Genomic DNA, 11905 nt, shown 5'->3' on the forward strand with positions numbered 1-11905 from the left:
CTTTACTTCCCCTTTAGTTCACGCAGAATCCGTTCCATCTCTGCATCATCCGGTACTTCGGATTCAAAACTCGCTTTTTTAGTCGCTTCATATTTTTGTTGTTTCTCTTTTTCTTCTTGTAGCCATTTCGGATTCGGTCCAGTCGAACTCGGACGCCCTCTTCTGCCGCCAACCGTTTGGCGTGACCGTTCTTGCTTTTGATCCTGTTTCTTTGCGATTAATTCGTCTTGATCTTTTGTTTTCGCTAATGCTTCTGCTGCTGTCGCGTAACCTTTCTGTTTCCAATCGTCGACAATCGACAGCAAAAAGTTTTTACTGAAGCGATTGTCCTTTTTCATGACAAGTGCGTAATAATAGGCAGCATTGACGATACCCGACGACATTTCATAATCGATGATCAATTGCTGAATCAATTCTTCATCCCGTTCAGAAAGTGACTTCACTTTACGTAACTTCGCGACATAGTGCTTCGGATGAGTCCCTTCCATCGTCTCACTTTCACTTAAATCACCGACTTCGACTTCTTCGAGGACAGCGACCTTCGCTTTTTTATCACGACTGAGCTTTTGTTTCGCCGATAACATCATCTGTTTACAGCGCTCTTGCTTCTCACTGTCCGTCATTGGTAGGTACGCTTCATGCCGGAAGCGGGCATTCAACAGTTCCGCCATCAAGGTTTCATTCGACTGTGTGACGTAAGCTAGCTTCAGCAACAATTGGTCAATCGATTTCGTATAAAAGCTTCTCGGGAGAAAACGATCGGTCTGTCGCTTCATTTCTTCTAAGTCGAATGAATAATCAAATTCATAGGCGGCACGTTCTTGTTTCGCATACGATTTTGGTTGATGGGCAGAAGCAAGTCCTGCTTTGACATCAAACACTTGATCAAAACGAACCGTCCGGTCAACGACATTTTTCGGTAGCTGCTCCGTCCGAAAACGATTTTGAAGTGCTCGAAAGCGGATTTCTCCGACACGATAAAACAGTAGGCTTGATAAGACACCATCATTCAAGAACGTATTCGGTGCTAACGGGACGCGAATTTGATAAACATAACGATAGGCAGCTTGTTTCGCCTCAAATGTTCGAATCAATCCAATTCCTTCGAGCTTAAAAAGCTCCTCTTTAAATTCATCAACAGAAAAGCCTAACAATGTTCCTAGTTCTGCATGTGAGATATATTGTGATTTCGTTTTACCAGGAATCATCTCACTCCAAAACGTTTGGTACAGACCAAGTGCTTTTACACCGATGATCGGCTGATATAAATAATAGAGGGATTGATAAGCTTCACGATCGACGACACCATTACTCATGATTAAACATAAGTCCGTTCCCGATACATCACGTTCCAACATCTGTTTCGTCCCTTCTTTCGTGAGAAAAAGAGAGGTGCGTTCTGACCTACAGACGACCTCTCCTCGATTACGTTAAATTTTCACGTTCATTTTCTTGATGGCGTTCCATTAGTTCAGATAACTCTTGGAAAAAGACATTGATGTCTTTGAATTGTTTATAGACACTCGCAAAACGGACGTAAGCCACTTCATCAACAGAAGCGAGTTCATTCAAGACGAGCCGGCCGACTTGTTCACTCGGAATTTCATGTTGTGCCGTTGCCCGTAAGGCTTTTTCGACACGACTGACGACCGTTTCGAGTTGCTCAATTGAAATCGGACGTTTTTCACATGCACGGACGAGTCCACGTAAAATTTTATCACGATTGAATTCGTCACGGGTCCCATCCTTTTTCACAATGATGAGTGGTGTTTGTTCAATCATCTCGAATGTTGTAAAACGATAACCACATGATTCACATTCACGACGGCGCCGAATCGAGCCAAAATCTTGCACAGGTCTCGAATCGAGAACCTTCGTCCCGTTATAATTACAGGCTGGACAACGCATGCCGCACCTCCGTTCACGTAAATTCTTTTGTTCCAATCATTTTCAATCGGTATGTCGCATCTAATTCTCGATAGATTGTTTCAATCCATTGCTCGAGGTCCGGACCAAGTAATCCTTCGCGATGCAAAAATAGATCAACAGCTGTTCTACCAGAACCGACCATGATGACTGTCGCTAGTCCATCTAACCCAGTTCCTTGAAAAGATAATTCTCCTCGTTCAACATCAATTCGTTTAACGGTTCCGTGTTGCTTCGCCACGACAGTCTCAAGACCTGTAAACAACATCTCGGGAGTCGCAGCATAATAGTGCGTTCGTAATTTTTCGTTTTTATGCGTATCAGACGTTTCAAGTTGTTTTTGCAAACGTTCTTTAAATCCCATCCGCCATCACCTTTTCTGTTTTCTTCTACTATTAAGAATAACAGACGTCAGACATATTAAAAAGCCCTCGCCATAAAGACGAGGGCTGGTAGTTCGTGTTTTTGTCAGTTAACGTGCTGAATCGTAGCTGCCGGAACTTTAACTGGTCCCATGCCACGCGGAATTTCGACATTTTCACGGATTTTTGCATCTAATGCGTCAGCGATATAATTCGCTGCGATTGCTGGATCGATGCGATCCCCACACGTAAAGACATCAACTGATGCATATCCGTGTTCTGGGAAGCTATGAATCGTCAAATGCGATTCAGAAATGATGACGACGCCGCTTACTCCGTGTGGAGCAAACTTATGGAATGCGACTTCGCGTACCTCTGCACCTGCTTGAAGTGCTGCGTCAACGAAGAGTCGTTCGACAAACTCCATGTCGTTTAATTTTTCAGGATTACAATCCCAAAGTTCTGCAATAATGTGTCTTCCCATAGTATCCATTAGTGGATCCCCCCTACATTCAATGGTCTTCAAAGTATAGTCATGATCACTTACTTTGCGCCTGAGTCGTTCGCACCCACGGGGGAAAGTTAGTCCAGAGAGGTCCTAACCCTTTAAGCTGCGATTGCCAGACCGATTGAAGTTCACGATTTGAATTATAGCGAGTATCAAAAAGATACACAAGGATAAATTTTAAATTCCAGCGTCTATTTATTAAAAAACCGCTCTATCTGTTGGTATAGAGCGGTTTCAAAAGTATAAATTATTTTAATTCTAATTCCTTTTCAACCGTTGTCGCCTCAATATGTGCTCCAATCATCTGAACGAGATCGACGACACGACATGAATATCCCCATTCATTGTCGTACCAAGCAAGCACCTTCACTTGGCGTCCACCCATGACCATCGTCGATAGACCATCGACGACCGTCGAACGGACCTCCCCGTTAAAATCAATCGAAACGAGCGGTTCCATCGTCAACCCTAGAATCCCGTCTAACGCACCGTCCGCTGCTTTCACGAACGCTTCGTTTACTTCTGCGACCGTCGTATCACGACTCACTTCGACGACGAGGTCAACGAGCGACACGTTCGGTGTCGGAACACGGAGCGCAAGCCCGTTCAACTTCCCTTCGAGATGCGGTAAAACGAGCGAAATGGCACGTGCCGCACCAGTGGATGTCGGAATAATCGATGATCCACAAGCTCGTGCCCGACGTAAATCCTTATGTGGATTATCAATATTATTTTGATCATTCGTAAAAGCATGAATCGTCGTGACGAGTCCCGTCTCGATTCCGAATGCTCGATCGATGACTTGAACGACAGGCGCAAGACAATTCGTCGTACAGGATGCATTCGAGACGACATGATCGTTCTCATGATCGTACATCGCATCGTTGACCCCCATTACGATTGTCCGAATGTCCCCTTTCGCCGGTGCCGTGATCACGACTTTTTTTGCTCCCGCCAACACATGTTTACTTGCGCCGTCTTTCGAATTGAACTTTCCTGTTGCTTCGACGACGACATCAATCTCAAGTTCCCCCCACGGTAATAACTCAGGATTGCGTTCGCTGACGATTTTCACGAGTTGTTCATTAATCATCAAACCACCCTCGACAATCTCGACCGGGTATTCAAACTTCCCATGGACCGTATCGTACTTAATTAAGTGTGCGAGTGTTTCCGGTGGATAACTTGCATTAATTGCGACGACCTGACTTTTCCCCTCAGCGATTAATCGACGGAACACCATTCGACCAATACGCCCAAACCCGTTAACTGCCACCTTGACTCCCATGTGCGGATCCCCCTTCAATGTGACGGATAATGCTCCGTTTACAGATAGAACTATATCATGAAATGTAAGCGATTTCATTATGTAAACAAAAAAAAGTTGAGAGAAGTCATGAACTTCTCCCAAAACGATACTTCTACTTCTTTAATTTTGTTTTCGCTCCAAACCTCAACGCGTGACAGGTAACGTTTTTAACCACTGATCGATTTGTCGGTATAACGCTTCGACCGTTCCTTCGTTGACCAACACATAGTCGGCGAGGAGACGTTTCTGTTCAATATCGAGTTGAGATTGCACACGTGATTGTGCTTCCTCCCGTGACATTTGATTGCGTTCCATCAAGCGATCCAATTGTAGAGAAGCATTACAATAGACGACCACGACTTGATCGACAAGCTGTTTCCAATCTCCTTCTAATAAAAGCGGGATATCAAAAACAACTAAAGATTCTTCTTGCTGTTCCAATTCGTCTGCCCGGGCGAGCATCTGTTGTCGAATCTTCGGATGCATCAACTCATTCAGTAAATTCCGTTTTTCACTATCGTGAAAAATAATTTCACCAAGCTTGGCTCGGATTAATATCCCATCTTCAAATGCTTCCGGAAAGGCAGCTTTCACATCTTGATAAGCCAGTCCATCCGGTTCCATGACTTCCCGCGCGATCAAATCAGCATCGATGACCGGAATCCCATTCGTTTGTAGATACGTCGCGACGGTACTCTTTCCCGTCGCGATTCCTCCCGTCAAACCGATTCTCATAACGCGACCTGCTGACAGTTCGGACAGAAGTGTGTCCCACGTCCACCAACCTTGATTTTTTCAATCGCTGTCCCGCAACGCGGACACGGGACACCTGTTTGACCATACACAGCAAGTTGCAGTTGAAACTCCCCTTTTCCGGATGGCGAGACATAACTCCGAATCGTACTGCCGCCACTTTCGACGGCTTTTTGTAAGACATCGACACCTGCGACGTGAATCCGCGAAATATCGTCAAGCGTCAAGGCCCCTGCTTTCGTTAACGGATGAACCCGTGCCGCGAACAACGTCTCATCGACATAGATGTTCCCAAGTCCTAAAAAGATCGATTGATCGAGCAATGCTGTCTTGATCGGGCTGCGTTTTTTGCGAATTAGATTTTCGGCTAAGACTTCCGCCGTGAACGTCGGATCAAACGGTTCCCGCTCGAGTTGGGCAAGTGGTGGGACCTGCATCACGGTCGCTTTTTCCCGCAACTCCATCGTCCCGAACTTTCGGACGTCGTTATAATGCAACTCTGAGCCGTCTGTGAATCGGAAGATGACATGAGTATGCTTATCTTTTTCAATCGCTTGTGGATACGGAAAATATTTCCCTTCCATTCGTAAATGACTGACGAGATAAAATTGTTCAAATGCAAATAAAAGAAATTTCCCGCGCCGTTCGACCCGTTCGATCCGCTCTTGCTTCAAAGCGTCGACAAACGGTGCGACTTCCATTCCCCGAATCATCTTCGGATGGAAGACCTTCACAGAAGAAATCGTTTTTCCAGAGACCGTCCGCTCCAGACTACGTCTGACGGTCTCGACTTCAGGTAATTCAGGCAAACTAGCTCCTCCTCTAACAGATTATTTCGTTTCGTACCATGAATGCCCCGCATCCCCGTCAACGCGTAACGGCACTGACAATTCGACCGTCTGCTCCATCGCTTGTTTGACGAGTGCTTTTAAAGCGTCCAGTTCTTCGTCTGGTGCTTCAAATATCAATTCATCATGTACTTGAAGCAATAAACGCGCCTTGAGTGGTGACGCTTCAAGCGCAGCATGGACATCGAGCATCGCTTTTTTGATGATATCTGCCGCCGATCCTTGAATCGGTGTATTGATTGCCGTCCGTTCTGCAAAACCACGTAAGTTAAAGTTCTTCGAATTGATGTCCGGGATATTACGACGCCGGTTCATCAATGTCTCGACGAATCCATTCGCGCGTGCTTTTTCGATTGCAGCATCCATGAATAACTTGATTTGCGGGAACAACTCAAAATAACGATCGATGAAGTCTTGTGCTTCTTTTCGACTGATATTCAAGTTTTGCGACAAACCATAATCACTGATACCGTAGATGATTCCGAAGTTGACAGCCTTCGCTTGGCGACGCATGTTTCCTGTCACATCACCCGGATCGACCGAAAAAACACTACTCGCTGTTTGCGTATGAATGTCAGCGTCGTGCAGGAATGCATCGACCAGCGTTTTATCTTCCGACATATGCGCCATGACACGCAACTCAATTTGTGAGTAGTCGGCAGCGTACAGTGACCATCCGGCTTGACTCGGAACAAACGCTTTACGAATCTTACGTCCCTCTTCAATCCGGACAGGAATATTTTGCAGGTTCGGGTTAACGGAGCTGAGTCGTCCCGTTTGGGCGATCGTCTGCGCGAACCGTGTATGGATTTTCCCATCTTCTTTAATGACTTTTTGTAAACCTTCGACGTACGTCGATTGGAGTTTTTGCAGTTCACGGTATAGCATGATGTGGTCGATGACCGGATGGAGTGGTCTTAACTTCTCTAAGACGTCTGCTGCCGTCGAATAACCCGTCTTCGTTTTCTTAAAGGCAGGAAGTTCGAGTTTTTCGAACAGGATGACGCCAAGTTGTTTCGGTGAGTTGATATTGAACGCTTCACCCGCTTGACCATAAATCAATTCCTCAAGATCCGTTAAGCGTCCTGCAAGATCATGTTGCATCTCTTGTAATGTCGCGACATCAACACGGATGCCGGTCCACTCCATTTCAGCAAGCACACCTGACAAAGGACGTTCGAGCGTTTCATACAATTCGAATTGTTGGTTCGCTTTGAGCTCTTCTTGTACTTTCGGGAACAACCGCTCAATCATCCGTGCTTTTTCTGCCAAATAAGGATGCAACAGTTCGTCTGTCGGCACGCTACGCTTTGCACCTTTTCCAAGGACTGCTTCTTCACTCGGCGCCATCATCGCATAATGACCGGCAATCGACGCAAGTGTCGTCCCACCGCTCAAGTTCAATAAGTAGCCAGCGAGTAACAAGTCATCGAAGGCTTGCAGTTTTAAACCATGTTTCCGTAACGCAAAAGCAGCTTGTTTTGCATCGAGACAGATTTTTTGATGGTCCGACTCGATCCATTCACGAAAAGCAGGATCCTCGACCAATTCACGAGAAGCGACATAAATTTGATTCGGTGTCGCGATACTAAAACCGATGATGTCTTCTTCCATATAGTCTTCGCGCAACTGCTCGACGACGAGGACAGCATCCTGCACGTCTGAAGGAAGTGTCGTAATCGTCTCGACGTTCAATTGTTCCTTGTCCTCTTCCTTGATGACAGGAGCAAAACGATTCGTTAACGATTTAAACCCGAGCGATTGGAATAACGAATACGGTACTTGTGTGTCGACATCACTGATTTGTAAATCAGGCAACGTGACGTCGAGCGGGACATCGAGTTTGATTGTCGCAAGTTCTTTCGACAACCGGGCAAGGTCCTCGTTCGCGATGACCTTCTCTTTTTGTTTTCCTTTTAAGTCTTCGACATGCTCATACAGTCCTTCGACTGAACCATACGCAGAAATTAATTTAATCGCTGTTTTTTCGCCGATACCAGGAATCCCGGGAATGTTATCCGATTTATCACCCATCAGCCCTTTTAAATCAATCATTTGAATCGGCTTCAGTCCACCGTATGTCTCGGCAAACAAGTCTTCCGTCATACACTGAACGTCCGTGATACCGCGCTTCGTGATCAATACCTCGACTTGATCGGTGACGAGTTGAAGTAAATCTTTATCACCCGTGACGATCCGTGTCCGGTCTGCCGGCATCGTCCGCGCTAGGGTTCCAATCAAATCATCTGCTTCATAACGATGAAGCTCCATCATTTGAATACCGAGCGCTTCACAGATATCACGTACAATCGGGAACTGCTCCCGTAGTTCAGACGGCGTCTTTTCTCGACTTCCCTTGTATTCTTGGTACACATCGTGGCGGAACGTTTCGCTCGAAGCATCAAACGCGACTAACATATGCGTCGGTTGCTCCTCTTCAAGTAATTTAAGTAACATCATCGTAAAGCCGTAAGCGGCGTTCGTGTTACGTCCTTGTGCGTCCGTCATCGGCGGCAAGGCAAAAAAGGCACGATACGTTAGTGAGTTTCCGTCAATCAATAAAAGTTTGTTTTCCATCGTCTCCGCTCCTTTGGAAGAATTTCTGTTCTTATTGTATCACTCTACACACATTTGTTCGCTAAAAACGCCATAAAAAAAGACGATTGGCTGTGAAGCCAATCGCCTTGTGGTGTACGACACGGGAGCTGAACCAGTCGTTCCACAGATGATGAAGAAGGTATCTTTAGCATACAATCGCTCTGTAAAGAGAATATGAACTCACGGTGAAGTTCAGCCTTTTTTCGGTAAACGTATCGTAAAGGTCGTTCCTTGTTGCTCCTCCGACTCGACATCAATCGTTCCATGATGCAAATCGATGATGTGTTTAACGATGGCAAGACCTAACCCTGTCCCACCTGAATTACGACTTCTCGCTTTGTCAATCCGATAGAAACGTTCGAAAATCCGTTGCGTTTCTTTCGGATGTATTCCGATCCCGTCATCCTTGATTTGGAGCGTGACCATCTCTTCCCCGTCTTCTAGGCTGACCCAGACATTCCCACCATTCGGCGTATAATTCAAAGCATTGGCAACTAGGTTGACGACGACTTGTTTCAACCGATTCAAGTCTGCCCGGATGAAGACTTCCTCTTCCGTCTCGATATGGATCGTCATCTCTTTTTCTTGCGCCTTATGATGCAGCAACGCCTCTGTCTCGTTAATCAGACTCGTCACATCTACAATCGTCGTCTCAAGTTGATAGTTATCTTGTTCAAGACGCGATAACTCCAACAAGTCCTCTACTAATGTCTGCATCCGCTCAGACTCATCGTGAATGATATTCAAAAATTGTTCGCGGATTTCCGGTACGTCTTGCGCACCGTCAAGCAAGGTTTCCGCAAATCCTTTAATCGACGTTAATGGTGTCTTTAACTCGTGACTAACATTTGCGACGAAGTCTTTCCGCATCTGCTCCAGCTTCTTGATTTCCGTGATGTCATTGAAAACGACGGTCGTACCTTGGACACGGCCATTCTTACCGAAGATTGGTGCCGCACTGACCATGAACGTCCGACTATTGATTCCAAAGCGGACACTCGATTGTTTCCGGTTCGGTTTTTCCGTCAAGTAAACATCTTCAATGACTTGACTCATTTTCTCATTTGGCAACACACGATAATACAGTTGACCATTTGATTTACCATGAATGTTGAACATTTCCCGATACGTCCGATTGACGAGGAGAACGTAGCCTTTTTCATCAATCAACATCAGACCGGCACCCATGTATTCAATCAACGACTCAAGTCGCGCGCGTTGCATCGCTTCACCGGACGAAGCATTTTCTAAATTACGTGCGAGTAAATTGATCGACTTCCCTAAGTCCCTTGATTCATCTGGTGAATTTAACTCATAGACACGGGATTTATAGTTTCCGTGCGATAGTTCACGCAAAACTTCCGTCGCTTCCGCTACAGGACGTAAGAACCGTTTCGTCGAGCTGTAGACGGTAAAGAAAATCATAAACAAAGACACGATAAGCGAAAGAACGATCACCGTCCAAATGCGTGAGTAGATGACATCTAAGTCTTTCGTATAACGAATCAAGCTGAGGTACACTTCATTTCCACTAGCTGTCTGGACAGGTTTCGTGAACTGGAGACTCGTATCATCGGTCTTCGATTCGAACGTCCCATCCATCGGAATCGCTGAGAAATTGATTGCCCGCACATTTAATTTCGTAACATCAACGGGTGTCCCGGCAATGATTTCTCCCCGTGAGTTAAATAAAATCATATCGAAATGCGATTCTGCGTACAATTGGTCGACATACGCAGCCATCTCTTCTAACGATCGACCTTGTAAAATCGTTTCAACGAGTGATGTTTCATCCATCAACTTTTCTTTTTCGTTATTCACATAAAACTCTTTAAACGATTGTCCTAACAAAAAACCAAGCGCAATCAGCACAAGACTGATGAAGGACAACATTTTTAGTATGAATCGTTTTCGGTATTTGCTCATTCCACTTTCGGCTCCTCCATCTTATATCCGAGCCCACGGATTGTTTTAATATAGATTGGTTTTTTCGTATTCGGTTCAATCTTTTCACGTACGTGACTGATATGCACATCGACAATTCGCGTATCTCCGACGAAATCATAGTTCCAAATCGCAGATAGGAGTTGATCACGTGTCAAAACCCGACCTTTATTTTTAGCGAGGTAAACGAGCAACTCGAACTCTTTTGGTGTGAGCTCTAGCCGTTCCTCTGCTTTGAACGCTTCATAGTTATCCGGAACGATTTTGACGTCCCCGATTAAAATCGTCCCATCCGTCGTTTCTTCCGTCGCGACTTGCTGATTCATTCGGCGAAGAATCGCCTTGACACGGGCTACGACTTCACGCGGACTAAACGGTTTCGTCAAATAATCGTCTGCTCCGAGCTCAAGTCCCAGCACTTTATCAAATTCGTCATCTTTTGCCGTCAACATCAAGATTGGTGTGTTGATTTTTTGTTGGCGAAGTCGTTTACAGACTTCAAGCCCATCCAGTTCCGGTAGCATTAAATCGAGTACAATCAATGCGGCATCTTGCTTTTCCGCTAATTTTAAACCGGACATGCCATCGTGGGCAGTCTCTACAATAAAGCCAGCTTGTTCTAAATTGAATTTCAAAAGTGTAGCGATCGAGAGTTCGTCATCAACAACAATTATTTTATCTTTCAAAACAGTCGGCCTCCTCGGCAAATCTCATCTTTGAATGCGGAATTCATTGGAATCCACTTCTTCTGTCTTCATCTTAACGACTTTTCCTACTGAATCACAAATCTTTCTTGCCTTTCTTTACACAATCTTTAAGGTCAAGCTACGTCGAAAGTCAGATTTCCGTGTAAAAGCCCATCAATTCGGGAAACAATACTATACCGTCAATGAATCTGGAGGAATAGACATGGAATGGAACAGCCCTTTACTCGCTGCATTTACCGCATGGTTTATCGCACAAGCCGCAAAACTCGTCACAGGTGTCATCAAGAATAAAACTTTTGATCTTGAAATCATGTTCGCGTCAGGCGGCATGCCAAGTTCACATAGTTCGACCGTCGTCGCTCTCGCCGTCGTCATCGGCTTCCAAGAAGGCTTCGGTTCGTCGCTGTTCGCTCTCGCGACCATCTTTGCAGTCATCATCATGTATGACGCGACAGGCGTCAGGCAGGCTGTTGGGTTACAGGCAAAATTACTGAATGACTACTTCAAGGGAATCCGTCATGACACACCACTATTAAACGAATTAGTCGGACACACGGAATTCCAAGTATTCGTCGGCATGTTGCTTGGTTTAGCAGTCGGTTTCCTATGGCCCGTTTTGTTCGCTTAACCAGAAAACCCCTAACGACCATCTTTGTGCACTTAGATGTCGGTCAGGGGTTTTTTTTGAGACCTTTTGCTAACGATTGACGTGTAGAACAAAAAGAGGTGAGCTATATGGCACGTTGTACGTATTGTCGACATACTTGGACAGCAAAAGAAGTCCGGAACCTCATCTTTTCGAAAGATGGAAAAGACTGTTCTTCTTTTGAGAATCGCCAGTATTTTTTAATCAAACACCAAGGATACTTACTGAGCATCGGATATTTAAATGAATTCCTTACCTTCCTCCTCGTGATCACCTTCACCTGGTACACAAGGCTTTCACAAAC

General features: G+C 45.3%; 11 protein-coding genes. 1 reads left to right on the top strand and 10 read right to left on the bottom strand.

The genetic code is table 11. The features are described 5' to 3' along the window. Positions 1-2: 2 nt before the first annotated feature. From AC0VYQ_RS11285 to AC0VYQ_RS11330, 10 genes are all read right to left on the bottom strand, one after another. Positions 3-1358 (bottom strand): replication initiation and membrane attachment family protein, encoded by a 1356-nt coding sequence (locus AC0VYQ_RS11285; RefSeq protein WP_088837595.1) that lies wholly within the window; start codon positions 1356-1358, stop codon positions 3-5. A 67-nt stretch (positions 1359-1425) separates the two neighbouring features. Beyond that, positions 1426-1908: a transcriptional regulator NrdR gene (gene nrdR / locus AC0VYQ_RS11290; protein WP_088837596.1), complete on the bottom strand. Its 483-nt coding sequence runs from the start codon at positions 1906-1908 to the stop codon at positions 1426-1428. A gap of 13 nt (positions 1909-1921) precedes the next feature. Further along, positions 1922-2290, bottom strand: coding sequence for a hypothetical protein (locus AC0VYQ_RS11295; RefSeq protein ID WP_214892238.1), 369 nt, complete (start codon positions 2288-2290; stop codon positions 1922-1924). A gap of 104 nt (positions 2291-2394) precedes the next feature. Next, entirely contained in the window at positions 2395-2781 is a 387-nt protein-coding gene (speD, locus tag AC0VYQ_RS11300) for an adenosylmethionine decarboxylase (protein WP_029331133.1), read from the bottom strand. Between the two features lie 262 nt (positions 2782-3043). Next, positions 3044-4084: a glyceraldehyde-3-phosphate dehydrogenase gene (locus AC0VYQ_RS11305; protein ID WP_214804346.1), complete on the bottom strand. Its 1041-nt coding sequence runs from the start codon at positions 4082-4084 to the stop codon at positions 3044-3046. Positions 4085-4249: 165 nt separating this feature from the next. Then, positions 4250-4840: a dephospho-CoA kinase gene (gene coaE / locus AC0VYQ_RS11310; protein WP_475403581.1), complete on the bottom strand. Its 591-nt coding sequence runs from the start codon at positions 4838-4840 to the stop codon at positions 4250-4252. Further along, a complete protein-coding gene (gene mutM, locus AC0VYQ_RS11315) occupies positions 4837-5667 on the bottom strand; it encodes a DNA-formamidopyrimidine glycosylase (RefSeq protein ID WP_214892243.1) in 831 nt (276 codons plus the stop codon). Before mutM ends, coaE begins: the two co-directional genes overlap by 4 nt. Before the next feature lie 21 nt (positions 5668-5688). Further along, positions 5689-8283, bottom strand: a complete 2595-nt coding sequence (polA, locus tag AC0VYQ_RS11320; RefSeq protein WP_088837601.1) for a DNA polymerase I — start codon at positions 8281-8283, stop codon at positions 5689-5691. A gap of 213 nt (positions 8284-8496) precedes the next feature. After that, a complete protein-coding gene (pnpS, locus tag AC0VYQ_RS11325; protein ID WP_214802068.1) occupies positions 8497-10230 on the bottom strand; it encodes a two-component system histidine kinase PnpS in 1734 nt (577 codons plus the stop codon). Then, positions 10227-10934, bottom strand: a complete 708-nt coding sequence (locus AC0VYQ_RS11330; RefSeq protein WP_029331139.1) for a response regulator transcription factor — start codon at positions 10932-10934, stop codon at positions 10227-10229. Before AC0VYQ_RS11330 ends, pnpS begins: the two co-directional genes overlap by 4 nt. A 223-nt stretch (positions 10935-11157) precedes the next feature. On the opposite strand from AC0VYQ_RS11330, the gene AC0VYQ_RS11335 reads away from it, so the two are divergent. After that, positions 11158-11583 carry a divergent PAP2 family protein gene (locus tag AC0VYQ_RS11335; protein ID WP_475403582.1) on the top strand — a complete coding sequence of 142 codons (426 nt, stop codon included), beginning with the start codon at positions 11158-11160 and terminating at the stop codon, positions 11581-11583. The last annotated feature ends 322 nt before the right edge of the window (positions 11584-11905 follow it).

The organism is Exiguobacterium sp. QJM3NY_9 (assembly GCF_056173545.1).